This is a genomic window from Desulfosporosinus acidiphilus SJ4, from assembly GCF_000255115.2.
Classification (GTDB): domain Bacteria; phylum Bacillota; class Desulfitobacteriia; order Desulfitobacteriales; family Desulfitobacteriaceae; genus Desulfosporosinus; species Desulfosporosinus acidiphilus.
The window spans coordinates 2771664-2798451 of sequence record NC_018068.1; the positions used below are offsets into that span (position 1 = coordinate 2771664).

The 26788-nt window shown below is 39.4% G+C and carries 24 protein-coding genes; 4 read left to right on the top strand and 20 right to left on the bottom strand.

From position 1 onward, the window contains the following. Window positions 1–6 precede the first annotated feature (6 nt). The 10 genes from DESACI_RS12645 to DESACI_RS12690 all read right to left on the bottom strand — a co-directional run bounded on the left by DESACI_RS12645 (window position 7) and on the right by DESACI_RS12690 (window position 11228). On the bottom strand, window positions 7–861 hold the full coding sequence (locus DESACI_RS12645) for a CheR family methyltransferase (RefSeq protein WP_014827585.1): 855 nt from the start codon (window positions 859–861) through the stop codon (window positions 7–9). After that, complete coding sequence (locus tag DESACI_RS12650) at window positions 862–3591, bottom strand: ATP-binding protein (protein WP_014827586.1); 2730 nt, start codon at window positions 3589–3591, stop codon at window positions 862–864. 499 nt (window positions 3592–4090) lie between these two features. Beyond that, window positions 4091–4471 carry a sulfate reduction electron transfer complex DsrMKJOP subunit DsrJ gene (dsrJ, locus tag DESACI_RS12655; RefSeq protein ID WP_014827587.1) on the bottom strand — a complete coding sequence of 127 codons (381 nt, stop codon included), beginning with the start codon at window positions 4469–4471 and terminating at the stop codon, window positions 4091–4093. 435 nt (window positions 4472–4906) lie between these two features. Further along, complete coding sequence (locus DESACI_RS12660; RefSeq protein WP_014827588.1) at window positions 4907–5182, bottom strand: SHOCT domain-containing protein; 276 nt, start codon at window positions 5180–5182, stop codon at window positions 4907–4909. A 210-nt stretch (window positions 5183–5392) separates the two neighbouring features. After that, the gene (locus tag DESACI_RS12665; RefSeq protein ID WP_148271406.1) at window positions 5393–7753 is read right to left on the bottom strand and encodes a heavy metal translocating P-type ATPase; all 2361 of its coding nucleotides are present in this window, start codon (window positions 7751–7753) and stop codon (window positions 5393–5395) included. A 292-nt stretch (window positions 7754–8045) separates the two neighbouring features. Continuing rightward, the gene (locus DESACI_RS12670; RefSeq protein WP_014827590.1) at window positions 8046–8471 is read right to left on the bottom strand and encodes an ArsR/SmtB family transcription factor; all 426 of its coding nucleotides are present in this window, start codon (window positions 8469–8471) and stop codon (window positions 8046–8048) included. Between the two features lie 242 nt (window positions 8472–8713). Further along, window positions 8714–9862 carry an MFS transporter gene (locus DESACI_RS12675; RefSeq protein ID WP_014827591.1) on the bottom strand — a complete coding sequence of 383 codons (1149 nt, stop codon included), beginning with the start codon at window positions 9860–9862 and terminating at the stop codon, window positions 8714–8716. A gap of 101 nt (window positions 9863–9963) precedes the next feature. Continuing rightward, complete coding sequence (locus DESACI_RS12680; RefSeq protein ID WP_014827592.1) at window positions 9964–10296, bottom strand: DUF190 domain-containing protein; 333 nt, start codon at window positions 10294–10296, stop codon at window positions 9964–9966. A 56-nt stretch (window positions 10297–10352) separates the two neighbouring features. Next, window positions 10353–10724 (bottom strand): fluoride efflux transporter CrcB, encoded by a 372-nt coding sequence (gene crcB / locus DESACI_RS12685; RefSeq protein WP_014827593.1) that lies wholly within the window; start codon window positions 10722–10724, stop codon window positions 10353–10355. 252 nt (window positions 10725–10976) lie between these two features. Beyond that, window positions 10977–11228, bottom strand: coding sequence for a hypothetical protein (locus DESACI_RS12690; RefSeq protein ID WP_014827594.1), 252 nt, complete (start codon window positions 11226–11228; stop codon window positions 10977–10979). Window positions 11229–11479: 251 nt separating this feature from the next. On the opposite strand from DESACI_RS12690, the gene DESACI_RS12695 reads away from it, so the two are divergent. Next, window positions 11480–11632, top strand: a complete 153-nt coding sequence (locus DESACI_RS12695) for a LysM peptidoglycan-binding domain-containing protein (RefSeq protein ID WP_041276080.1) — start codon at window positions 11480–11482, stop codon at window positions 11630–11632. Window positions 11633–11761: 129 nt separating this feature from the next. Here the strand turns inward: DESACI_RS12695 and DESACI_RS12700 are convergent, their stop codons facing one another. From DESACI_RS12700 to DESACI_RS12725, 6 genes are all read right to left on the bottom strand, one after another. Next, window positions 11762–12175, bottom strand: a complete 414-nt coding sequence (locus DESACI_RS12700; RefSeq protein ID WP_014827595.1) for a hypothetical protein — start codon at window positions 12173–12175, stop codon at window positions 11762–11764. 162 nt (window positions 12176–12337) lie between these two features. Beyond that, complete coding sequence (locus tag DESACI_RS12705; protein ID WP_014827596.1) at window positions 12338–13456, bottom strand: iron-containing alcohol dehydrogenase family protein; 1119 nt, start codon at window positions 13454–13456, stop codon at window positions 12338–12340. Window positions 13457–13762: 306 nt separating this feature from the next. Continuing rightward, window positions 13763–14773 carry a uroporphyrinogen decarboxylase/cobalamine-independent methonine synthase family protein gene (locus tag DESACI_RS12710; protein WP_014827597.1) on the bottom strand — a complete coding sequence of 337 codons (1011 nt, stop codon included), beginning with the start codon at window positions 14771–14773 and terminating at the stop codon, window positions 13763–13765. A gap of 400 nt (window positions 14774–15173) precedes the next feature. Beyond that, window positions 15174–15713: a rubrerythrin gene (rbr, locus tag DESACI_RS12715; protein WP_014827598.1), complete on the bottom strand. Its 540-nt coding sequence runs from the start codon at window positions 15711–15713 to the stop codon at window positions 15174–15176. 345 nt (window positions 15714–16058) lie between these two features. Then, window positions 16059–16760, bottom strand: coding sequence for an iron-sulfur cluster repair di-iron protein (ric, locus tag DESACI_RS12720; protein ID WP_014827599.1), 702 nt, complete (start codon window positions 16758–16760; stop codon window positions 16059–16061). A 77-nt stretch (window positions 16761–16837) separates the two neighbouring features. After that, window positions 16838–17395 carry a hemerythrin domain-containing protein gene (locus tag DESACI_RS12725; RefSeq protein WP_014827600.1) on the bottom strand — a complete coding sequence of 186 codons (558 nt, stop codon included), beginning with the start codon at window positions 17393–17395 and terminating at the stop codon, window positions 16838–16840. Between the two features lie 359 nt (window positions 17396–17754). Between DESACI_RS12725 and DESACI_RS12730 the strand changes: the two genes are divergently transcribed. The 3 genes from DESACI_RS12730 (at window position 17755) to DESACI_RS12740 (ending at window position 19087) form a co-directional block, all read left to right on the top strand. Next, window positions 17755–18201 (top strand): ferritin-like domain-containing protein, encoded by a 447-nt coding sequence (locus DESACI_RS12730; RefSeq protein ID WP_242833050.1) that lies wholly within the window; start codon window positions 17755–17757, stop codon window positions 18199–18201. 212 nt (window positions 18202–18413) lie between these two features. Further along, window positions 18414–18611: an aspartyl-phosphate phosphatase Spo0E family protein gene (locus DESACI_RS12735; protein ID WP_014827602.1), complete on the top strand. Its 198-nt coding sequence runs from the start codon at window positions 18414–18416 to the stop codon at window positions 18609–18611. A gap of 65 nt (window positions 18612–18676) precedes the next feature. Beyond that, window positions 18677–19087, top strand: coding sequence for a hemerythrin domain-containing protein (locus tag DESACI_RS12740; RefSeq protein WP_014827603.1), 411 nt, complete (start codon window positions 18677–18679; stop codon window positions 19085–19087). 150 nt (window positions 19088–19237) lie between these two features. Here DESACI_RS12740 and DESACI_RS12745 read toward each other — a convergent pair whose 3' ends face one another. From DESACI_RS12745 to DESACI_RS12760, 4 genes are all read right to left on the bottom strand, one after another. Then, window positions 19238–19711 carry a NapC/NirT family cytochrome c gene (locus DESACI_RS12745; protein WP_014827604.1) on the bottom strand — a complete coding sequence of 158 codons (474 nt, stop codon included), beginning with the start codon at window positions 19709–19711 and terminating at the stop codon, window positions 19238–19240. Window positions 19712–20052: 341 nt separating this feature from the next. Beyond that, window positions 20053–22713 (bottom strand): molybdopterin-dependent oxidoreductase, encoded by a 2661-nt coding sequence (locus tag DESACI_RS12750; protein WP_014827605.1) that lies wholly within the window; start codon window positions 22711–22713, stop codon window positions 20053–20055. A 66-nt stretch (window positions 22714–22779) separates the two neighbouring features. Beyond that, window positions 22780–24186 (bottom strand): APC family permease, encoded by a 1407-nt coding sequence (locus DESACI_RS12755; protein ID WP_014827606.1) that lies wholly within the window; start codon window positions 24184–24186, stop codon window positions 22780–22782. Window positions 24187–24407: 221 nt separating this feature from the next. Beyond that, a complete protein-coding gene (locus tag DESACI_RS12760) occupies window positions 24408–26156 on the bottom strand; it encodes a sigma 54-interacting transcriptional regulator (RefSeq protein WP_014827607.1) in 1749 nt (582 codons plus the stop codon). Between the last annotated feature and the right edge of the window lie 632 nt (window positions 26157–26788).

Consider the following 26788-nt stretch of genomic DNA (forward strand, 5'->3'; position numbering starts at 1 on the left):
ACTCCCTCATATTTTTTTATATATCTTTTCTATTTTATCTAGTTCGGTATACTTTTGCTTATACGGACCAAAATCAATACTTTCCTTTTTCCCGATAATAAAAAAGCCCGCTGAACTAAGACTATCAAAAAATAGACTATGTGCTTTATTTTGTAAATCTTTATTAAAATAAATTAATACATTTCTGCAAACAATCACATTAAACTCATTAAATGAACGATCCGTTACTAAATTATGTTGCGCAAAAACTGTGTTTCTCCGGAGAATATTATCAAAAATAACTTCATCTCCTATCACTGAATAATATTTAGAGAAAGGCTGTTTTCCACCAGCACGCAGATAATTGTTTGTATATGTTTTCATTTTTTCCAAAGAGACAATTCCTTTTTTAGCTTTTTCCAGCGCCTCTTCATTAAAATCTGTGGCGTAAAGGCGGGATTTATCATATAATCCTTCTTCCAAGAGTAGTATCGCCATTGAATAAACTTCCTCACCTGTGGAACACCCTGCATGCCAAATTCTAACATAAGGAAGTTCCTTGAGACATGGTATTACATTCCTGCGAAATGAAATAAAAAATTCAGGATCTCTGAACATCTCTGTTACTTGGATCGAAAAATCCATAATTAATCTGTGCATACAAGTCGGATCATGAAATACCTTTTCTTGGAGTCCCGAAACAGTATTGAGCCTCTCCGCTTGAACTCGATGCCAGATACGCCTGCGAATGGAGGGAAAGTTATACTCTCTGAAATCATAACCACAAACCCTAAATATCCCTTCCAATAAGAACTCGATTTCCAGTTTTTCTAACTTGCTGATATTCTTGACGTCACTTTCTATTTGATTTATCTTGCTCACCTACCTGTACAACCATATTCGAATCAAAGAAATTAACTTGTCAATAACTATTGGTTTACTAATGTAATCCGTTGCACCCGCCTGCAAACATTTCTCCCGATCGCCCATCATCGCCTTAGCGGTTAAGGCAATGATGGGAATATCCGCATATTCCGGAAACTGACGGATTAATTCCATTGTCTGATAGCCATCCAGTTCCGGCATCATAATATCCATAAGAATAAGTTCGATATCATAATGCTCTTTTAATTTTTCCAGTGCTTCACGCCCATTCTCAGCGAACAATACTCTGATATTTTGAGTCTCAAGAGCAGCGGATACCGCAAATATGTTTCGCATGTCATCGTCGACAACTAATACGACTCGCCCAGTTAGGTCACCAGAGGCCTGAGGATTTTGGAGAATATTATTTTCACCTGATATAGTATCAGCGGTAGTACCTGGGAATTTAATTGTACCCTGGTCTAGGGTGACAGCTGCTTGGCATAAATCCTCGTTACTACCCGAAATTGCTAAGTTTTTTTCCGTACTGTTCGTTGGTAACAAAAGGGTAAAAGTACTTCCCTTTCCCTCAATGCTCTTAAGTTCGATGAATCCGCCTAAAAGAGTTGCCAGTTCCCGACAAATAGATAAGCCCAATCCGGTACCTCCATAGTTACGGCTGGTAGTGCCATCCGCTTGTCGAAATGCCTCAAAGATCAATTCTTGTTTATCTATGGGAATACCAATTCCCGTATCTATTACCGAAAATGTAATCAGATCTTCATTATTCGACATGATCATTTTTACATATCCTCGGTGGGTAAACTTAAGGGCATTGCTTAAAAGGTTTATTAAAATTTGTTTTAGATAATGTCGATCCGAGATAAACTTGCCGGATATCTCTTCATTTACTTCGATAGTGAAATCAAGCTCCCTTTCACGGGCAATTGGATAGAATTGCCGTTCCAAATCTTCTTTTAAATCTGTGAATGAGATTTCTTCAGGATTGAAAGACACCTTACCGGCCTCAACTTTTGATAAATCAAGAATATCATTAATTAAATTTAGTAAATCCTTTCCGGAAGTCCAAATCGTTTTGGCAAAATCAACTTGTTTATTGCTCAAATTCCCGTCGTTATTTTCCCATAAAATCCTGGACAAAATTAACAGGCTATTAAGGGGAGTCCTCAATTCGTGGGACATATTGGAGAGAAACTCAGATTTGTACCGGGAACTGTTTTCAAGTTGGCTTGCTTGTTCTTCTAAACTAACTTTAGCATGCAGCAATTGATGATTCTTTTGCTCTAATTCCTTGTATTGTTCCTCAAACTTTTCATGGAAGATTTTCAATTCTTCTTGTTGCGTTTGCAACTCCTGAGATTGAGTTTGTAATTCCTCCGTGAGGGTTTGGTATTCAACTAAAAGTTCTTGAACTTGGGCATGAGCTTCTATACGATTTAATATAATACCAATGTTAGAGCGAACTTGTTCCAGGAATTCTTTTTCTAGGGATGTAAACTCTACTAGTGAAGCTAATTCAATCACGGCAATGACTTCTTTTTCAAATTCGACGGGAAGTAACTTTATGTGTTTAGAGGTAATTTTCCCCAGTCCCGTAATAATTTCAATGCATCGATCCGACTCATTGGTTAAATTGATGATCCGGTTTGTAGTAAAACACTGGCCTACTAGGCCTTCCTCAGGCGAAAATTCTGCTCTGGCAACGTCATCTCCATCCGCGGCATATGAAGCCGTTTTGATTAATTTGAACGTACCATTTTCTGAACTTAGAACGTAAAACGTGCCATAACCTGCACCGACAATTTGACATAACCAGTTGATTAATAAGCGTGAAAACTTTTCTACAGTATCGACCCCCTCAAATAATGCAAGCATTTCCGCAGACTTCGATTGCAGCCAGTGTTTCTCCTTAATGGCCTGAGTCGAATCGTTCTCTAGACGGGCATGCCGTTCGAGAGCCGCAGCCATTTCATTAAATGATTCCGATAGCTCTCCCCACTCGTTCTTGCTTGCTATTTCCAAACGCGGTAGTGCTAACTTGTCCTCATATGAAGAAATTCTTTTCATTCCATCTGACAATTGATCAATATTATTCAAGATAGACCTTATCAACAATGATGAAACAATAATACCTATAAATAAACCAATGAGGACTATTATTACGAAAGAAATAATACCTCTAATTAAGGTATTTTGGGATTGAATTAATACTGAACTCATATTCTGCTTTTCTGTACTGACCAAATCATTGACTGCCTGCAAAAGTTTATCTGTTGTGGGCTTGGGTTGTACATCATTTAAAACTAAATTTCTAGCCTCCTCTATTTTTTTCGATTTTACAAGATCAATAATTTGGTTCTCATAATTAAGGTAGGCTTCAAAAGCTCCTCTTAGCTGGGCTACCTTTTTTATTTCATTTTTCTCCGAGATTTTTTCTAGAGTTGTAATGACTCGAATAATGTCTGTATTTGAGTCGTTTATACTGTTGATATATGAACTTGGATCAGCTCTATTATCAATTAAAACAAGTTCTCTGATGTTCCGCCGAATAATATCAAAATCTATAGGAATATTGTTTACTAGGTCAACGTTTTGGTAATCATCGTTTACTACTCGGACAATGTTATCATTAAGACTTTTCATTTGAAATAAACCGATTCCCGCAACAACCATTAAGAGAACTAACATACTGCCCATTCCTAATATAAGAAGATATTTAAGTTTCATTTTAGCTCAACCTTTCGACATTCTGTCAGATAATCATTTCTGTAATAATCTACAAGTATATTCCGATTTATACTCTTCAGGAAATATCTTACATCAAAATGCAATTAAATATCTACCTTTTTATTTCAAAAAAACTAATATTAAAAATTTGATAAGTCTCCTATCGCTCTTAATGGCATAATAGTCTCGACAGCTATGAAATTCTTCACAAGAATGGAACTTCCTCTGTCATAAGGCATCTAGGCTGATCTGAACAATTGAAGTGCTCAGGATAGGCTAATACATACTCCGATGTTTCAAAGATAGATTTCATATTAGATAACAATCTGGGATCTCGCGCTTATTCATTTATAGTTAATCATAAAGTTATTTCACTTTGAAAAATATAACCAGAGAAGTAACTGCTGCTAATTAGATCTATCGTTACTTCTCTGGTTAAAATAGATAATCTAGATTAGAATAAATAATTTCATTATTATACAAAACTATTTAACATATCTTATTTTTGATGACATTCCCAACAATAAAGACTCACTCCAGCATATGTATGACATCTCTGACAAAACTGCTCTTCATTGGAATGACACTTCAGACAGGTTTTTTCAAGGCTGATCGTATATTTCTGGCCACGACTGTTAACATAGATAGTGTTTCCCTTACGAACTACCTCATCTCGCCATTGGTACAATAATTCCATGTGATTAGCTTTCATATATTTAGTTGGCTCAACGCATTGCTTAACGGTCATTGCGTTAATGACCGGAGTATCAAGCGATGGAGCAGGCGCAGCATTTACCTTTCCTAAACTAGCAAGAAATGGCGAAATGAGTATGATTATAAATATCAATATTCCTAAGTATATTTTCTTGTTATAAATCATACTCATTACTCCTTTTCAAGAACTCGACTATATAATCTTACCCATCTACTTCCTGAGGTTTTTTACTGATATTCACTTTCTTTTAGAACCTTCCTGAAAAACTTAGCCAGCGCTAACGAAGGCACGGTTATAGCACGAATTAGCCCTTCTTTCACCCCTCTGGCGAAAATGGCAAGGATAGATTACTTATAGAGTTTGCCCTATATCCAGCGCTCTATTCGTCTCAGTTAGGAACTATTATGCTTTGAATTAAAAGAAATCCCCCTCATCTCCCATTATAAAGATTGAGAGGATTTCTGATTTAAGGTTTGGATTATCCTATCCAACAGATCATTTTCTCAAATAACTCAAACATTATAAGAAATAATAATAGGACAGTTTCTCCTATGGAGTACTGCCCTACTTTGGACTTATACATATACTTATACTTATGCTTTACTTTCCCTCCAAATCACGTTTCTTGCTTTGAAATTCTACTGAATCGATTTCACCACGAGCATAACGTTCACGAAGAATATTCAAAGCAGTATTTTGGTTTTCGAAATTATTTAAAGGTTTTCGCCGAAACAAATAAAGAATAATCCAAATTCCACTGATGAGCGGAATTATCATCATCGCCATCATCATTATCATACTTATCCAGCTATATCCACCAAATCCATAACCGCCATTTCCCCATCCTCCCATCATATTGCCCCAACCATACATCATATAAATTCCTCCTTCACTATTATTTACCCTAGTAGATCCCGTCACAGGATCGGGGGGCGACTTACACTTCGAAGGTCTCCCTATGTTCATAGTGTAACCTTTACTTTGGATTATCTTATGAAAAAGTTGTGAATTTCTCATGAATAAAAAAACGCAACAAAACTATTGTTTCGTTACGTTTCCAATTTAAATATTATTAACCATCCCCACTTACTTGGCTGAGTTTCCACTAAATTCAGTATATTGCTTTCTCTTTGTCTTATCCGTATGATTGGTCAGATAATTTCTAACCCTAGTTGCATTGAGTATAGCAAGTAAAGCAACACCAACATCGGCAAATACAGCCTCCCACATATTAGCCGCTCCAAAAGCACCTAGGACTATAAATCCAAGTTTGATCGCCATTGCAAAAATTATATTTTCCCAGATAATCACTTTCGTATAGCGTGCAATACTGATAGCACTTAGCAGTTTTTCGGGTTGATCCTCCATAATGACCACATCAGCAGCTTCAATCGCTGCATCGGAACCTAAACCGCCCATAGCCACTCCTATATCGGCTTGGGTCAAGACAGGTGCATCGTTTATACCGTCACCTACGAAGGCCACTTTTCCTTTATCATGTCTCTTCGATTCCTCGATTAGCTTCTCAAGCCAAGCTACTTTGTCTTCCGGCAGCAAGTCAGCGTGAAACTCCGCAATACCTAACTCTTCAGAGACGGATTTTGCTACGGATTCGTGGTCACCGGTTAACATTACGGTTTTAACCCCCAACTTATTCAACGTTTGTACCGCTGCAAAAGCACCGGCTTTAAGTTTATCTGAAATCAATATATATCCTGCATATCTGTCGTTAACTGCAAGGTAAACTGTTGTACCTGTTCTATCTCCAGGCTCATCTATTATTTCTATACCTTCCTCTTCCAGTAATGCAGCCTTACCAACTAATACTGTTTCTCCGCTCAGGTTCACTTGAATTCCTTTGCCGCCTATTTCTTGGTAATCCCGAATTATTGATGAGTCAACGTTCTTTCCATACTTATCACGAATTGATTGGGCGATTGGATGACAGGAGTGAACTTCGGCGGTTGCAGCAATTTCGAGAAGTTCGTTCTCGCTAAAACCATGGGCTGGATTTATTTGCACAACTTCAAATACCCCTTGAGTCAAGGTGCCCGTTTTATCAAAAACCACAGTGCGGACTTTGGTCAATGCTTCCAAAAAATTCGCCCCTTTAACTAAAATTCCTTGCTTTGAAGCACCTCCGATTCCTCCGAAATACCCTAAAGGAATTGAAACTACCAGAGCACAGGGACAAGAAATTACCAAAATAGTTAAAGCACGATACAGCCATTGGTTTAAGGAACCATCAAATATCAACGGAGGTAAGAACGCAATCACTAACGCAACGATTACTACCAAAGGAGTATAATATCTGGCAAAAGTCGTAATGAACTTTTCAGTGTTGGCTTTGCGGGCACCGGCATTTTCAACCAAATCCAAAATCTTTTGTACTGATGAATCGGCAAATTCACGGGTCACACGCACAGTAAGAACACCCGATTGATTGATTGTCCCCGCTAAAACGGTATCTCCTGTTCCAACTCGCCGAGGTACTGATTCTCCTGTCAGAGCTGAAGTATCAAGAAATGAATTGCCATTGAGGACTTCTCCGTCCAGCGGAACCTTTTCACCGGGGCGTATCAAGATGCATTGACCGATTTGCACATCCTCCGGGTCGACTTTGACTACGTCCAACTGGTTAATTATGTTCGCATAATCGGGTCTAATATCCATAAGAGCCTCAATTGATTGGCGAGAACGGTCAACGGCTCTTGCCTGGATATATTCACCAACTGAATAAAACAGCATTACCCCAACGGCTTCTGATAACTGGTGAATCGAAATTGCACCAATGGTTGCTAAAACCATTAGAAAGTTTTCGTCGAAGACCGAACCTCTTAAAATATTTCTAAAGGCCGTCCTCAACACGTCATAACCAACCAATCCATACGCTGACAAAAAAACTGCGTATTCAATAAATTCCCATGAGGTATCATGCCATTGAGAGCTATAAATCAATCCGATAGCCAGCAGAATTCCAGCAACGATAATCCTCATTAGCTTACCACCAACCGTAGACCCTTCGCTTTTCTGGTTGCTGTTCTGGTCTTTTGGGTTTTCCACAGCCACCAACTTTACCCCATGTTCAATATTTTCCATAATTCGTTGGGCTTCTTGGATCATTTCAGGTGGCAGAAGTACAGTTTTCGCCGCATAATTAATCGTCGTTTCTCCAAACCCCGGAGTGGAACTTAATGATCGCTCCATTTTCGCGGAACAACTTGGACAAAATTCACCTTCGATTCGGCATTTAACTCGTCCTGCTAAAGATTTAGCGCTCACGGCCGACTTTTTAGGTTCAGCTAAGACCAGTTTAACACCTGGTTCAATCGTTTCCATAATTCTCTGAGCCTGGTTTGACATAGAAGGAGGTAAATAGACGGTTTTCGTTGCATAGTTAATCGCTGTCTCTCCAATACCGGGGGTAGTACTTAAAGCTCTTTCCATCTTGGCCGAACAATTAGGGCAAAAGTCCCCTTCAATTCGATATTTCAGACGTTCTCCATAGCCTTCCTGATCTTCGAGACATTGTTTCTCTTTATGCTTTAGGTTATTAACAGCTCCAAATTTGTCTTTCTCCACTCTTTTTTCCTCCGGATAAATTTACAATATCTTTATCTACGGATATATTTTCATATGATTACATGTTCATATGTAGAATAACAGCTTACTAACCTTTAATCAATATGAAAACCTATTGTACGTGATAGAAATTTTTTACAAATTGTTCATTCTTGTTTTAATAATGGTGTTCGTTAATATGTTCTAACCCTTGAGAATATAAACCTAAGACATGATCATCATCAAGGGAATAATAAACCATTTTCCCTTCACGACGGAACTTAACCAACTTATTGCTTCTTAGTACACGTAATTGATGGGACGTCGCCGATTGGCTTAAGTTTAAGAGCTCGGCTAAATCACATACACATAGTTCGGTTTTGGCGAGAGCGTCAATTATTCTAACCCGTGTTGGATCTGCTAATGTTTTGAACAATTCCGCTAGATCCTCCGCTTGTTCGCTAAGAATCAATTTGTTGTCAAAGTGATTAATTATCTCAGGATGTATGCAGATAGACTCGCAGACAGGACTGTCATTTTCCTTTCCTCTAAAAGTATTTTCGCTCGCTAACATATTCTTACTAAAGCGATTCTCAGCAACCATAATCACACCTCAAATATCCAACGCATTTGCTATTCTTCCTTATAATTTATACTTGTATTCTCTATCTTGCAACTACAATAAGTTAATTCAATCTTAATATTTTCTTGAACCGAAGCTGATAAAATATGATAAACTTTATTGTATTCTAATTTCAGAGGAAATCGCAAAGATATAGAAAAATAAACACATGAAAAAGGCTAAAAGCGGCCTTGCTGTGGGGCGGCTTTTAACATGGCTAGACCTTAGAGAGAAGCCTTTTCATTCAGAATTAGAGCTAACCCAATGGCTGATAATAACCCCATGCTCGCTCCAAAATAGAAAGGTACGGCGGCACCAAAAAAATCCCATAACAAACCCGCTATCAACGATGCAGGCAACAGCGCTAACCCGACTAGAGTTGCATGTAACCCTATGACTGTTCCTCGCAAATGCGTTGGAGCAATCTCAGCCAACAGTGCCTTTTCGACACCTTCTGTAAAAGCGATATACAAGCCATAAAATGCAAATAACGTCCAAAGGCCGGAGAGTTTCGTAACAAGGGCAAAACCAAGATAGACGAATGCATAAATGAAATAACCTGTTACCAAAATACGCTTACGTCCTATGCGATCGGATAAACTGGCCATAGGATATGATAAAATTCCATAACTTATGTTATAAACTAAGTAAAGTAAAACCACCAAGGGAGCAGATGCGCCAAGCTTATTGGCTCTAAGCAACAGAAATTGATTCGATGAATTCCCAAGGTTAAAGATAAATGCTAGTATCAAGAAAGCTTTGAGTTTTTTATCCAAAGAAGACCAGGCAAAGGACAACTTTTTCTTACCTACATTTATTTCACGAGGTTGACGGACAAAGAAAAGGACGATCACTCCTAGGAGAGCCGGTATCCCCGAAAATAAGAAAATGCGTTTGAAATTTGTAGTATTAGCAAGGAGAAGGAAATAGGCAATTAACACTCCTATGACGGCCCCAAAAGTATCCATTGCTCGATGTAAGCCAAAGGCTTTTCCATAGGACTTCTCCTGGGCTGAATCTGCAATTAGGGAATCACGGGGAGCGGTACGGATGCCCTTACCTAGCCGATCCAAAATTCTTGAAACCAAAACGCCGCTCCAAGTCCCCGCCAAGACCAGGATAATTTTCCCTAAAAAGGAACTGCTGTAGCCTGTAATGGCCAGTTCTTTTTTCTTTTTAGTTTTATCTCCCCAATATCCGGAAAAAACTTTGAGCAGACTCGCAATGCTCTCTGCGATTCCCTCAATGACACCAACTATGGCAGGACTTGCTCCTAAACTCATCGTCAAAAAGATCGGGAGCAGGGGATAGACCATTTCAGAGCTTATATCGGTTAATAAGCTTACGATTCCAAGAACAACAATATTAAACACAGCTTCACCGCCAAAAGTCAATGTCCTGGGAATCTACTTGACTCCCGAAGATAAGGTAAACAATATCCAGAAAACACAAATTAGGACTTTTAAAGTAATACTTATAAATGGTCTTTTCCATGTCTGTGAACTTGGACTTCAGTTGTAAAAACTAACCCTTTGGGTACCATCGCACAAATCTCCTCTATAAGAGGATCGATTTTCTCGGCTACATCCACGATTTCCAAGATCATGGGCAAATCCGAAGATAGCTCTAAGAGGCGAGCAGTATGTAGTACTTTATCCTGCCCATAACCTTCGATTCCGCGGCTGACCGTGACACCTCCGATCCCTTTTCCTTTAAGCCAATGAACCAAATATTGGTACAACGGTTTATTTTTATATCGTTCACTTTCTCCCATATAAACTTTCAATAATTTCGCTTTACCTAACATGATAAGACCATCCCTCCTTTAAAAAATCACATTATCATATTGATACGATATCTGAATTATAAAATTCGAGCCAGTCCAACTCCCAATGCAGCTGCGGCAAATCCAATAATAACTGTTAAAACGGTATAAAGTCCCGCTGTAAGTATACTGCCTCCTTCCAGTAACATAATCGCTTCATAGCTAAACGTTGAAAAGGTTGTGTAAGCTCCCAGAAAGCCCACACCGATGCCTAGACGCCATAAAGAGCTTAATGTTAATCTTTCAATAAATAATATATTCAGAAATCCTAATAAGAAAGCACCCGTTATGTTAATTAGAAAAGTTCCTAATGGAAAACCTTGACCCCATTTGCTAGATACCCACAATCCAAGACCATAGCGTGACAGCGCGCCAAGAGCGCCTCCTAAAGCAATGACAATAATACTCAACAGTTTTGCTCCTTCCTGAAAAAAATAAAAGACTCCTACTGAAAATAGTATCAGTAGGAGCCATCAGCGTTATGCAATAGCGAGCCCCATCGCAAATTAGGTTTCATTGATCACCTAACTCATTTTCTATGATAACTGATAATGTACCTTAAAGCAAGACGAGATAATATTATCGTTTAAGTTACATAAATAAAAACGTTTTTTTACCTTTTAAACAATAAGGTAAAAATGAAACCAGTAGTCTTTTGGGAGTTATCCAAGTTTAGGCAGCAAATCGCTAAAATTCTCAGCAAACTGCATTACAGCTGTTTGCACTTCCTCCAATTTTTCCGGTTTCAGTAAGGCAATCATTTTAGGAATAAACTGCATAATGTCGTCCTGTGTAAATTTGCCTTCTGACAGCTTTTTAAAGTTTTCCAGAAGTAATACTTTGGCTTCCTCAACCTTATCATCTTTTACTCTTTCTAAAATAAAACTTAAAAATTGTTCCTGTCCTTGATTCATATTAACCTCCATTAAGTTTATAACTTTCCATAGTATATCATAAATCGTGAGTATGTTAATCTCTTCATTATGAAGCATCTCAAATTCGGATATTGTTCTGCAATTTGACTCATTACTATTCAAACTTCAAGTTGCTTTGCTTCTAAGTAATTAATAATGTCCAATTTTTTTCTCAATTATCAAAAACGTACTGGCACATTGGATTTTTGTCCTTTCATATAGTGGTTTAGAATGGTAAAGGAGGAATAAAGATGCATAATCATCATGTTGTACGTCACGGTGAAACCCTGCATAAGATTGCCAAGCGTAGAGGAACAAGTGTCCATCACCTTTTACGTTTAAATCCCAAGCTTCGTCGCAATCCGAATCTAATATACCCCGGTGAAAGAATTAGAACTTGGTAATCCGCTAAAGAAGAGTATTTCTATACTTCTTTAGTTAAAATATAGAAATTCAGGACTGCAAATAAGCAGTCCCTGTTTTTTGGGATGTATAGAAAGGATTGCAAAAATTTGATCTTATATAATCTATATCTATAATCCCTGTATCTCGTCATACAAATATTCAACTACTGGTTCAAGGGGATCGACGATATCATCCTCTTTCACTTTATAATTTAACTTCTTCCCAACGAGACTTGAGAGAAATAGAATAATTTTTTGATTCTTATCGTTAATGAACGGGGGGATATCGTGTTCTACAACTTGAATAATATCATTGGAATTGATCGTTAACTTACAAAGTAAGTCTGCAGCATCCCACTTATCTTCATTATAATAGTCCTTAAGAACAAAGGTCATGCCCCCATCCTTTTTGAACATTTCAAAATCCACATAACCTTCCACAGGCATGACTTCTTTCAGCATCTTTTTCAAGTCTTCCAGGTCTATCGTTAACGATTTAAAATAACTGTCTTGAACCTTCTGAATAAAGCTGTTGTCTGTCATGCTAAGTACCCCTTTATCTCCGCCCTTAAGAGCAGTTTACTTCCGATTGCTTTTGTATATTTTATTATTCCATCTATATTAAAAGGATATCCATTAAACTTCTGTCATCTAGTGGATATCCTTAGTATATCTTCATTAGCCAATTGAGCATCTTTACATTTATTAATTGGTCAAGGATTTTGTATACATAGTTTTTATATCATCTTCTGTTGGTTTGACGACACAATTATTCATGTTTTTGGTTTTGCTGGCTCTCGCACTGTATTGAAAAATCTCTTCGCTGCTGATCTCTTCCCTTGGCCCCAATAGTCTATTGAGCAGTTCCTTAAATTCCTCAGTTTCACTGACATTCATGACTTTCAAGATTCTTGTGCTTAAATTCGGCTCTTCCTTTTCCACTAGTTTAAGATATTCTCCTAAAAGCAGTCCGTTGGCTCGTCCATGATCAATATCCTTAAAGTACGTCAGGGGATAGCCCATAGCGTGCACTGCTGTGGTACCGGTTTGGGCAATTACCATCCCAGCTATACAGGAAGCCTGAAGCAATAGCTCCCGCTGTTTTAAATCCAATGGGTTCTTTATCTCTGCTCCCTGGATCATGTCGGGAATACAATTCATGATCAACCTGATGCTCTCGCTGGCTAATGCATCAGATACTGTTGTTGCTTTCACGGATAACATACCTTCAATTGCATGAGACAAGGCGTCAATTGCTGTATTAATGGTTGTCATTAATCCTAAAGATTCAGTGTATTTGGCATCGAGAAAAGCAAAGGTTGGAAAAAGCAAATCCGAAGCAATACTTGTTTTTGTCTGGGCTTTATGATTGGTTAAAATAGAATACGGAGTTACTTCTGACCCTGTTCCTGCTGTTGTAGGCACAAGAGCCATAGGTAAAACCTTATTTTCATATTGACCTGAAAATAAATTCTCTTGCCCAATATCCTGAGCTGCTAAGAGGGCTATCGCTTTGCCTGCATCCATAGGAGAACCCCCGCCTATGGCAATAATAAAATCGGCAGACGTTCCTTTAGCCATTGAGGCACCCTCATAAACACAGTCAATCGTTGGATTGCTCATAACCTTGTCGAAAACCTCATATTGGATACCTATGGATTCTAAAGCTATTTTTACGTCGTTTTCGGAACCGTTCATTTTTGATGATTTCGCCCCGGTTACAATTAAAGCTTTCCTTCCCAGGGTGGTCAATAGTTCACAATTTTTAATGATACAGTCCTCTCCCATGATGACTTTTGTTGGCATATAAAACTTACTTAACATAGTTCCTCCTCTTCAGCATCTGACCATCCATCTAATGATAGACCGAATTGCATTGTTCTCTTGTTGGAAATTCTAATACGACAATGTCGGATTGTTATCATTATAACTCTCTTGTCTTCAAATTTTAACATGGCTGGTATTAAAATCAGACTGCCAGTTCCCAACTGACAGTCCAACAGAGATTATCTTAACCCCCAAAGCGACTAAGATAAGAATTGCAATAGAAATTATCCCAGTGCCGATTGGCACAAAAATTCCCACACCATTGGTATGGGAATAAACAATATATTAAGAGAGATGAGTTGATTAATACGTTTTCAGACTTTCAGAAATCTCTCGTAATAAAGTAAAAGAGTGCTCGATACTTGCAGTTCCATCTGCGTTAATTAAACAGCAACGGGAAGGAGCTAACCAGGATCGCTCATAGATTAAATCATCATCCAATCCATGTTGATTGAGAAACTTCCATAATGTGAGCAGACGGTTTCGAAGGGTTTCCGCGGTCTCAGAATTTAATTCGCCAGTCAATGTGGGAACGATTCCCCAGGATATGATTCCGCCTCCGTGTAAAAACTCCTTAACCTCATCGATATATCTCACTAGGATGTGTCCCCAACTGAAGGCATCTACTGACAATATATCGAGGTTAGCATTTAATAGAAAGGCCCAATCTGGATTACCACAGAGATGAACTCCTTTGGGACCAGGTATTTTAGAGAAGAATGACCTATATTCAGCAGAGGCCATTTCGTAAGTATAAGCACTTAGAGAATTGAATATCATTTCAAGTCCGGGTTCATCCAACCAAACAAATGGATTTGGATGAACTTGTTTTAATTGGTTATATTGCCACATTATCTTGCGCTGTAAAAAATCATATAAAATTTCTCGTACAAAATCATTGTAAATCATAGGCTTACGTTCTTCGTCACAGATTTTGAGTCCAAAGCTTATAGGACCGACAGTCTGCCCGTGTATCATTGGATATGCTGATAAATCTTCCTCCAAAAATCCATGAAAGGCAGCCGAAGATTCTTCATCCAACGCAAAATATTCCGGGGAGACACTTTTCTCAAGATATTCGTCAATTTCACTGGCAAATCTTTGATGAGAAAAAGTAATACGCTTTTGAGCTTCATCAACAATCATTCCTGGAAAATGTTCGGCAAATTGAGCGTACATGTCTTCTCTAAATCGAAAATGAGGTAATTGAGGCCAAAATGGAATATCCAAGCTAAGAGTTAACTTTTGAGCATCTTTTAGATTTATATGAGGTAAAATACCCATAGCTGTCGTCATGGCTTGACCTATAAGCATCAAACAACACCCTCCACTTTTTTAAATTTTCTGTCTTTTATTATAGTTAATATTCATATCCTTGAGCGTGAGCAAAATCACGCTTTGATTTCTTTCTTAAGATAATACTCTGCCTTAATTCTCTATACGATGTGAGGTTTCAATAAACCTCCCCTACTTGCACTTTGTTAAGATGTAGGGGCTTTCGGCAAGTACAAATTTAGAACTAGTTTTCTTTAACATTTTAGGAGCGGCGATTCATCTCGCAAACTAAAGAGGCTGGGAGTCTTCTCGCCGCAAAAAGATGAATTAAATTAGCGACAAAGAAAATGCATGGATTTTATGGTCCATGCATTTTTCCATAGTTACGTCATATAAACATTCGGCTAATACTTCAGCGCAAAGGATATGGATTATAAGCTTAATAATTTTCTTTTCTAACTTCGAAGTAGCTTTGTGGATGTGCGCAGACAGGACAAACCTCAGGTGCTTTTTTACCCATGACAAGATGTCCGCAGTTACGGCATTCCCACATTGTTTCATCTGCCTTTTCAAACACCTTTTTCATTTCTACATTGTTAAGGAGAGCCCGATATCTTTCCTCGTGAGATTTCTCAATCTTAGCAACCATTCTAAACTGTGCAGCAAGAGCAGTAAAACCCTCTTCCTCTGCATCCTTAGCAAAACCTTCATACATATTAGTCCATTCATAGTTTTCGCCTTCGGCAGCATGAAGTAAATTAGCAGCAGTGTCTTCCAACTGGCCTAAAGCCTTAAACCAAAGTTTGGCATGTTCCTTTTCATTATTAGCAGTTGCTTCAAAGATCGCTGCAATCTGCTCATAACCTTCTTTTCTGGCAACAGAGGCAAAGTAGGTATATTTATTTCTTGCCTGTGATTCTCCAGCAAATGCATCTTGTAAATTCTTCTCAGTCTTTGTACCTTTTAGTTCTTTCGCCATTGCTATTCCTCCCATTAATCACAAACTTACTTTCCATCGGCATGGATGTTAGAAAACTCTCTAACCCTATGAAATTGCCTCCTTTCATAACTATTATCAAATTCAACGTGAACGCAAAATTTCCCTTCATAATTAGACACTAAGATTACAATAATTTTAATTCTGACCTTTCCATTATTTTTACAAATGAACTACAATGAGTTCCAATGAGTTGCATCGTATCGAGCGTTCAGACAATAGATTTATAAATTTTATCAAAACTTAAATACTTTATCCTTCCTATGAACCAGAAGTCATTACTAAAAAAACCGGAAGCACTTAAATGCCTCCGGTAAGTTAATTGTTCTATTTTCTGGCTAAACGGGGAAAGAGGATGTTGTTTTCGAGATGAATATGCTGAAAAATATCGCTTTCAAGGTCTTGGAACTTATGGTAAGTCAAGCCGAAGGAATTGCAGGCATCATCCGGAACATGATAATCATTGGTAATCTTTCTTAATTCTTTAAGAATTCGTCCCGCTCCTTCATGTTCTGTTTCTAATTCACCGATTGCCTCCATAACCTTAGTAAGAGTCTCCGGATTAGTCGTTCTTACGTACTCCTTAATTAAAGGAAACTCGATGACTTCCTCTTTTATCAAATGCTGATCTAGCTCTGTCTTCAGTTCATGAAATAACTTGTGTACCTTTACTAACTCGGGATGATTTACTCCATGAACACGTAAGATTTTTGTTGTCAACTCGCTGATTTTAGGAAGTTCGAGCTGAAGATAAGCATGATGGGTGTTAACAATATGGTCGATTAGATCTTCTGAAGGTTCCCTCGTCCAATCTTTAATTACAGTTTCTTTGTTTCGAGCCTCTTCATACATTTGATTTAGTTGACTTAGAATCTCTATTTCATTTAAATTCTGATCTTGAATAGCCTGTAAGAGCAATCGATCTCCGCCACAACAAAAGTCAATTTTGTATTTTTTAAAGAGATCAGCCGCCCCTGGAAACGCTGAAACAATCGTACCGATCTTTTGATTTGCTTGAAATTGGGTCATCTCCGACACCTCCCAAATTATATAATTTAGCACTTTTTATTTAAGAACTTTAAAGCGCCTTTTTCAAGTTCATAGGGCTAACCTTTAAGATAATTGGCCTTTAATTGTTCGATAACTTTAAAATACTTTTCATATGAACCATTACCTGTCTCCCGAGCTTGAAGACTTGAAAAATCTTGCGCCAGTTTTATTTTCATTGGATCTGAGAGATGCGTTTCTGCCATTTGATAAAGAATATTATTTTCCTTATCAATATGCGCATACATAAGGGCTGTATAGTCAGATGCGTTCGCAGCAAACGTTTTAAAAGCTTGTTTATCCCCTTCCTTAACCCTTTCAAAAGCTTCCCTCATCCCGCTGATATATCTTCGTCCGTTGTCATGTTCATAGAGCATTACGCCAACAGGTCCGCCTTCTCTGGGAATACCCGCAGATTCCAGGGCCGTAAATAAAATTTTCTCTTCCTTACCGTGATGACAGCGGTCTACGAATACTTTCATAACATCGAGCAAAGTTTCGAGATCATTAATATTAATATCGTTTCCTTCAGTAATTCGCAGACTAATCTCATCAAGAATCTGCAAAACTGTGAGAACAGCTTCGTGTTCAATGACGAGTTCTTTGGTTGGTCGCATTTTTACCACTCCTTTTATTTCTTAGCAATGACAGGCTCTAATCATATACAAATTTATCTCTTACTAAACTCTGCCTATATTATTTCCGTGTTTTTATCTTCTTGACTCCTTCTCAAAATATCTTTCCTTCTGCTGATTTAATTGTATATAAATCGGCAATTTAAATCTGTGACTTAAATCAAATTATTCTATGACTTTAAGCATAGGTTTTTGGTTACGGAGTTTTATTCCTCAGTATTTAAGCAGCGAGAGTCAATGCTGGAGTACTCGTAATGTTCCATTTTTTTCGGGTAATTTATGAATTAGAAACTGAGCATAATAGTTTCTGAACTATTTGAATTAAGGAAAGAAGAAGGATAATGATGGACACCACCGAGTTAATTACCGAACTCAATAAGATTTTAACATTAGAACATGGTCACCTTGGGATGTATAAAAACTTTATGAATTATAGCGATAGGGATGTCAGAAGGACTTTCCGACATTTTATGGAGATGGAAATGGAACACGTAAACAGGATTCAGACGATTCTTCGTAATCTTGGAATCAAACCTTCTCTCATCGTTGAAGGTGGAGATATTATCGGTAAGATGTTTGGTGTTTCAATAAACATTGCCGATGAATTAGAGGCCATAAAAGCCTTTAAATTCATCGAGGAAAAATCACATCAAGGTTATTTAAAATTTACGGAAAAACTTGAAAAAGAAAACACGCCATTATCAAACTTCATTGCGGAAGAAATCACATCATCCAATCAGCTCGAATCTTACTTACAGTATTTATGGTTAAAAGATAGGCTTATATAACAAGGTAACGTTGACTACAGAGGTTCGAGTCTCTCTAAAGACAACGATGGAGTGAAGAAATCATCTAACCCTTCAATAAAAATTGGAGGGCTTTTTAACCCCATAGAGTGATCTGAATCACGGATACTTATGCTAAATAACACTCAGCTCCGAGATTCGAGTCACATCTGACTTTTCCTCCATACGTTATAGTTACGATGGAGGCGGAAGAAATGTACGGATTAAGCTTCGATCCAAACGAAGAAGTCGAAAAACTTAATATTGATATTGAAGACTTACGCATGAAACTAATCAACGAAGTGCAGCAAAAACGCGATCTTCTGGATCCCGAAGTTATAAAATTGAGTCAGAGGTTAGATAGATCATTAAATCAATTTTATAGACTCACCTTTCATTTGGGGCAGAAGTAAATCAGCCGTATACACAGCAATAGATTAAACTATTTCCAGATCAAAGATAAAGGAGTGCACTAGAGATGAATATCGACAATCTAACTAGACAACATCGAGAAATAGCTCAGTTAATTAAAGAAATCGAAACTCTCTTAACTCAGGACGTAGCGGCTAAATCTTTTGATATTTCTCTAAAAATGGCTGCCCTGTCCGGAAAGCTGTCAATCCATCTCAAGACGGAAGATGATTACCTTTACCCCTCCTTAAAAATTTCAAACGATGAACGTCTGAAAAGAACGGCCAATCTGTTTAATGAAGAAATGGAGAATATTGCACATTCTTTTGCAAACTATAAGGCCAACTATATCTCCGGTACTCAAATCAAGAAGGACGTTACCAAGTTCATTAATGAAACACGTTCAATATTCTCGCTCTTAAAACATCGTCTTAATCACGAAGACAATCAACTATATCCTTTGGTCCAAAATTTATGAAAACCATTACCCCAGTTAATGTAATTTGTCACACACTCGAAACTTCTACCCCCTAATATAGTTTGTACCTTTGCTTTCACCTCATTTAAAGTATCATCATTTTATGAAATTTACACTAGAATAAAACAAGGCTGCCCTTGAATGGGGCAGCTATTCTGATAATGCCTCAAACTTTGCGTCTACACCAAGTCCATTCTTATGGCCGGTATCCCTGTGGCAATTGTTACACCCTTGACCATTTTTAATGATCTTAGCATGATTACTAGGCATATGGGGCGCTTTCGTTTCGGGCTTAAAATCTCCTAGATGACAATTTATGCAATTTGAATCATAGTAAACTGACTTCATTAAAAAAGAATAATTTCCTTTAAGTTGAATACCTACATCACGTATACCTCGTAGCATTGTATCAATTCGATGGAAAGGCCCTCTTGTTTCATGACAATCCCTGCAATCAATCTCTTTATGTGGGGCTTTTTCCCATGATATAACATAGGGTTCTGTCTCATGACAATAGTTGCATGAAGAAGGGATAGTAAACCAGGCATATCCGATTCTGAATGATGTATAACCTGCTATAACTATAAGTCCAGCGATCACTAGCCCTTTTTGATATACTTTCATAGTATCCCCTTTTCGAACAAATTAATTAAATATCTTAGGTTAATCTCAAGTTAATCAAGCAACAATATTTAGTATTTTTCATCTCATAAAAATTATCCTCAGATTTTGATACAGTCTAAAGAAAGTGCTCCTTGCTACCGGAAATGTCCAGAGACATCGATGAACGCATAATAGGATAGGATAGACACTCCGAACTTAATAAAATTAGTGTAAAGCGGCCCCGCATTTTTATGCTTAAGCCGCTTTACACTAATTTTATATCAATTCATCCGACCACTGATCATATTCGTTTTCTAATTCACTTACACTATAGTTACTTCTTGTTTCCCTCAGTTGTCCATTTATTCATGCTGCTGTAAGGCTGCTTTGATCTTATCCGGTGTTGCAGGCAAGTCGCAGATCCATAATCCTATGGCATCCTTAATGGCACTAATGATTGCAGGAGCAGTCGGAACCATCGTCATCTCGCCAACTCCGGTCGAACCTTTACCAGTACCATGGACTCTTGGTGTCTCCCGGATGACGGACTCCATCGGGAAGGAAGTCCTTATACTTGGAAACTTAAATGTTATCCAGTCTTTTGTCTGACCTGCAATATACTGCTCACGAAGAGCAAATCCAGCACCCATATCTGCCCCGCCTTCAAGCTGTCCTTCATAGCTCTGAGGGTTAATTACGGGGCCGCTGTCCACTGCGGTGGTCATCTTAAGTATCTTAACATGACCTGTTTCAAGATTAACCTCAACTTCAGCTAATTGTAACGCGTGAACCTGAGATTCAAAGGAAGGACCTTGACCCGTTTTAGAATCCAGCGATCCTTTTTCCTGTGTGGACTTGGTTCCAACATAGCGAACCGATTGTCCTGCCTCTATAAGTTCCTGGTAAGTCGCTGCTCCAAAATCAGTCATCGCTTGTTTTAACTGTTTAACTGCGTCTACCAAAGCCCCTCCCACCATGTAAGTCATTCTGCTTCCCGCAGCAGGTCCGGTGGCACCGGCGCAGTCGCTATTCTTCGTCACTAGGCGAACTTTGTTCAGAGGTAATCCTAAACCGTCAGCAGCTAACTGCGTAAGCATTGAGTCGTTGCCTTCGCCGGGATCGGCGACTGCGGCATAGATAGTGACTCCGTTGTCAGGATCAAGTTCCAGCGTTACCACAGCTTGGTCGCCGGCTCCCCCGATGCCGAAGGCACCGGCACCCAGCCCAACACCACGCCTGATTATACCCTTCTTATATTCCCTTGACTCAAGCAGACTTCGTTCATAGTGGGGTCGCATAGCTTCACAGAGTTCGGGGAAAGGCCACTGTTCTACGATACTGCCGGTGGATTTAGATTGGCCTGGCTGCAAAGAGTTCAATATCCGCATCGTCAAGGGATCTATTCCCAATTTATCCGCCAGCATATTAACCGCACACTCCAGAGCAAAATGAGCTTGCGGCGGTCCTGCTCCCCGGGCCGCAGCTCCCCAGGGATTATTAGTGTACGTCAGTCTACTGAGAGCGCTTACATTGGGAATGTTATAGGCTCCTGAAAGCATTTGCATGGCTCGATTGATAATCACATCACCATTTGAGTGATAAGCACCATTGTCTACATCGATATCAATTTTATAAGCAGTGATCCGGCCTGTACCATCGGCTCCAAGCTTAACTTTCATATCGAAAGGATGCCTCTTCGGTGTCATCAGCATTGACTCTATTAAACTTGGGATGTAACGAACCGGACGCTTGAAGAATAAAGCGGCGCCGGCAGCAATACCCTCCGAGGTAACTTCTAATTTTATGCCAAACTGCCCGCCCGTGTAGGCTTCTTCATAACGCATATTTTTCCAGCCAAGGGCCTCTTGGAGCATACTCAAATGCTTGTGAATGCTGATACTGCGTCCAATGACAACAAGCTGAGCATCAGTACCCTCGCCTTCCAAGTATGCAGCACAGGCCTCGGGCTCAAGGGGCGCTTGATGGTTAATCTGGGTGGTGAAATGGGCCTCAATGACCGTTGTCGATTCAGCCAAAGCTTTTTCCGCGTCACCTTTGATCTGAGGTTGAATAAAGCAAAGATTGGGTCTGTCATCGTGCAGTTGAATGGCTCCGGCGGCCATTGCTTCTTGTGGTGAATTCAACACGGGAAGCAGTTCATATTCCACTTCTACCGTCCTGGCGGCCTCCACCGCCTGCTGCCGGGTCACTGCCGCCACAACCGCCACAGGATCGCCGATATAGCGAACTTTATCTTCGCAGAGAACGGGACGGTCAGCGACAGTGTATTTCAAACGATTGGTGCCCATGATATCCTTTGCCGTCATAACTCCTATAACCCCAGGCATACTGCAGGCAGCCGAGTAGTCTATCTTTTTAATGCGGGCATGAGGGTGTGGGCTTCGCACAGCAACCAGCTCAAGTGCACCAGGAATGACAATATCGGCCGTAAATTGTGCCGTACCGCATGCCTTAGCCAGCCCTGACGGGCGAGGATGCGAAACACCGTATTTCGGCCCATTGGGATCTGGCCGAACGTCGGCGGGGGAAAGCTCTTTTCGAATAAACTGTCCAGCTAACTTTACGGCATCAATGATCTTGACATAACCTGTACAGCGACATAAGTTGTGACGCAGGGCATCTTTTATCTCTTCTGTACTGGGATTTAGATTTACATCTAATAAAGCTTTAGTGGCCATAATAATGCCGGGAGTGCAATAACCGCACTGAATAGCTCCGGATAAAACCATAGCCTCTTGAATGAGGTGAGGATTTTCAGGGGTTCCTAAACCCTCAACGGTGATCACCTCGGCGTTGTCCAATTTTTCAACTTTTAACAAACAAGATCTGACAGCCTTACCGTTGACGATGACTGTACAGGCCCCGCATTGCCCTGACTTGTCGCATGATTGCTTCGTTCCTGTCAAATGTAATTCGTCGCGCAGGAAGTCAAGCAACGTTAAATTCGGGTCGGCAACCACATGACGTGATGTGCCATTGACTTTCAGGAGTATTTTTTTCAATATGATTCACCTCCATTACGATTTTCATGAGTTATTAAGTACTAATCCAGGTTCCAGAAGATCTACCTATTCATCGGCTACTACGCTTCCTACTCGACGACCGAGTTCGGGATTACGACGGGTGGCAACCAGAGCATAGACGACAACTACCACAAGATAGGCCAAAATCAAGTAGGGAAATATATTATATGGAGTGGGCTGACCAGGCTGGATCAATCCCCATAGCGGCAGCAACATGGTTAATGTACTTACAGCAGGCACAATACCGTGCTTCAACGTTTTAAACTTGTCTGCCCGCTGACGCTTGTAAAAGGTTGTCAGGGCAAAGTTCAATGTTATATAAATAAGAATAACACCAATTGCACCCAAAGTACTCAAAAAACCGTAAACATCAAGTGGGGCAGCTTTAGTGCTCCAAATGAAGGTTATCAGGCAAGCTGCGATAAGGTAAAAACGTATAGCCGCCACGGGCGTCTGCTTTTTACTCACTCCGGCCAACCATTTAGGCAGGAGTCCCTCGCGAGCCGAACTGAATATTACCCTGGATTGCCCGTTAGTCGCACCTATAAGGCAGGCCAAAGTACTGGTAAAGCCGGCGAGATAAGCCAGAATGACAAATCCGCCCAAGGCTTCTTTAGAAGCGTCAATAAATGGCACGCTCGCGTTAGCAATTAATGATTCATTAGCGTGCAGGCCGATAATTGTCGCATACCCCAGAAAAGTGTACATCAAACCGGCTACAATAACCGTCGTATATACTGCCAGCGGTACATTCCTCCTCGGGTTTTCAGTTTCCTCTGCAAGCGGCGCTGAGTTGCCCACCCCGATAAACATGAATATAGCAATGGGGAAGCCTAATCCTACACCACTCAAACCGCCTTTTATGTTCGCCGGGTTAAGCGGCGCAAAGCTGATGTATGCGTGTCCGGCAATTAACATTGCTATGGCCGATATCAACAAAAGTCCCACTTCAAATGCAAAAACTGTAACCACAGTACGCACAGACAACTTGATACCGGATGACGTTACCCAGTATACAAGCAACACGAACAACACACTAATAATCCACCAGGGTACTTGGATGTTTAAGAAATTTTTAATAATTTCTGCCGTCCAGTAGCCACTCATAGTGATTACTGAACCAATGGCTACGATATAAGAGAAAACATACATTAAAGCAACGATAACACTCATGCTTCTACCAAATGACTTCCCAATAAATGTTACATAAGATCCTGTGCTTGGCAGGGCCTTAGTAAACTCCGTAATTGCGTTGGCATGAAAAGCCATCGCGACTGCCGCCAAAAGAACGGTCAGAGGAGCTGCAATTCCTGCCCCCCCTACGATGAGAGAGAGAGAGAAGTAAATACACATTGCCGGTGCCACATTGGCCAGAGAAGAGGAGACTATTTCACTCAGACTTAAAGCGTTCTTTTTAAGACGGGGTACTTCAACCCCCGCATGATTTAACATGAACAACACCTCCCGTGATATTGTATTATTCTCCTCCAAATCGCAAACAGAAAATAACTTGCTTCCGATAGGGCTCTTAGCCCTGTAATAGCAGGTTCACCCCCTTTCTGACAGTCATCATCGGAAAGTACCAAGATATCTGCGAATTATCTTATTTATACAAAGCTGTAACACAAAAATGGCTATTGCTTTTTATCTGCAAACTACCTAAAATGCGCGAGTCAGCTGGAACTGTCTTTTCCATATAAACATGTGAGCTTATCCTTATAAATACCATATCGCTGCATTTTTCTTACCACCGTTGATTGATTAATCTCAAGAGCATCGGCCATCTTATAGGTATTATGAAATTTGAGTAAAGCTTTGTTTAATAGCTGTCGTTCCATTTCTTCAGTGGCATTTTTCAGAGGACAAATATCCATGACAAAAATCCTTTCGGTGCTCCCATCGGTATGGACAATATAGTCCGGCAAATGAATCGGTAAAACTTCCATACCATCTACCGTAACCACCAATCTCTCAACCAAGTTCTCGATTTCCCGGACATTGCCAGGCCAATTGTAATTTAGCAACAGCTCCATCGTCTCCTGAGCGATGGTTTTATGCAGCTCATATTTTTGGAGGAACGCCTTTAGAAAATGCTCGATGAGAATGGGAATATCCTCCTTCCGTTGCCTAACCGGCGGTACAACAAGGGGAATAACATTTAGGCGATAATAAAGATCTTCCCGAAACTTTCGTTCTTTGACCAGTTTGGGAATATTGCGATTGGTAGCAGCAATGATTCGGGCATCAATATCGATATCGTCACTTCCTCCAACCCTTCTCAGCCTTCTGTCCTGAATAACATGTAATAACTTTACTTGAAGATTCAGGGGCAGTTCGCTGATTTCATCCAAAAATACAGTGCCGCTGCCGGCAGTTTCAAAGAGACCCTTTTTCCCTTCTTTTTTGGCTCCGGTAAAGGAACCTCCTTCATATCCAAACAATTCCGATTCCATCAGATTCTCCGGAATGGCACCGCAGTTGATCGTAATAAAAGGAAAATTACAGCGTTTACTCAATTGGTGAATCTTTAAAGCCACTACCCCTTTGCCGACACCTGATTCTCCTTCTATTAACACGGTTGAATCAACGGCAGCGACCTTTTCCGCGAGTTCAATGATTTTTCGCATTGTTTCACTTTGATTGATAATTTCGGCACTCTTTATCCTTTCTTTACGTAACTTCGCAATTTCCAGGCGATAGTTATCCATCAGTTTCTCAGTATCTTCTAAGCGCTGGCGTAAATTGCTCAATTCTGTAATGTCTCGCGAATTGGTAACCACTCGAATAATTTGTCCTTTTTCATCAAATACCGGATTAGCAGTCACGACGATTTTTTGGCCGCTTTTAGTCGTTTGGATTAAGGTGGTCCGTTTTTTAGACTTGAGAACCAAAGGGGTGATGCTTGGTGAAAACAACCCTAGCTTCTCTAATTTAGAAACATGTTTGCCCACTAATTCTTCCGCCTTAACTCCATAGAAACGCTCTCCCGCTTTATTTACCCTAAGAGTGTAGCCTTCTCCGTCGGTAACATAAATTTCATCAGAAGAAGAACTAAAGATTGCTTCCAGTTCTTTATTAAGCTCTTTAGTGGCCTCCAGTTCCTGGGCTATTGCCTCTAAGTCCGTGATATCTTGGAAAGAGGTAACAACTCCCGTCAATTTGTTCCCTTCATAAACTGGTTTGTGATTCGACAGTATCACTCTGCCGCCGATATCAACCTTATTGTTGATTACAGGGGTGCCTGTGCTCAAGACATCATACATAGCCGAATCCGGCAGCACCTCACGGGCCCTTTCGCCAACAATCTTGCCGTCGATTCCCAAGATCTCTTTAGCGGCCTTATTGCAAGCTAAAATATACCCATCTGAATTAACCATCACGACACCATGGTAAATCTCTTGAAAGCCTGCTTCAAAATTCATAGTTTACCACCTCGACTGGTAATATTTATTAGCAACTTCTATGCCAGTATAGATTATAGACCGGTTTTATTATTTAACTGTTTATTCTATTATGAAAATTCTGTATATAGTAATTCCCTTAATGCACTATGACATTATATTTTTGCAGATTCCCATTAACTATATTTTTTTATCCTTAAGTTAATTGAATCAATTGGATGCAGATAAGCATTAAAATAATGCAAAATGGAATCATGTAGAATACTTCTATAATAAACTAATGGTATAATATTTAATTATTACTAATTAATTACATTGCCTTCCGTTTATAAAAGGCTCTAATAAGCGTTTTGTAAGCTATTAGAGCCTTCTATTTACTATATTCTAACTATTCCGAATATTTATAGTATATATCCCCCTTCCCTATTTGTCCATTGTTTTCTGTTTAGGAGTCAATGTTATTTTTAAATCTATTGACTATGCTCACCGGATAATGTTAATTAGTCGTATTTGCATTAAAAATGCCTTAAGGATAGATTATTTTTAATGCAATATTTTATCATCATACCAAAATTTGTTTAGCATCATTTCTCGAATTGACATTAGCCGATAAGTCAAATCTAACGAAGAAGTTTCATAAATATTTAACTTTC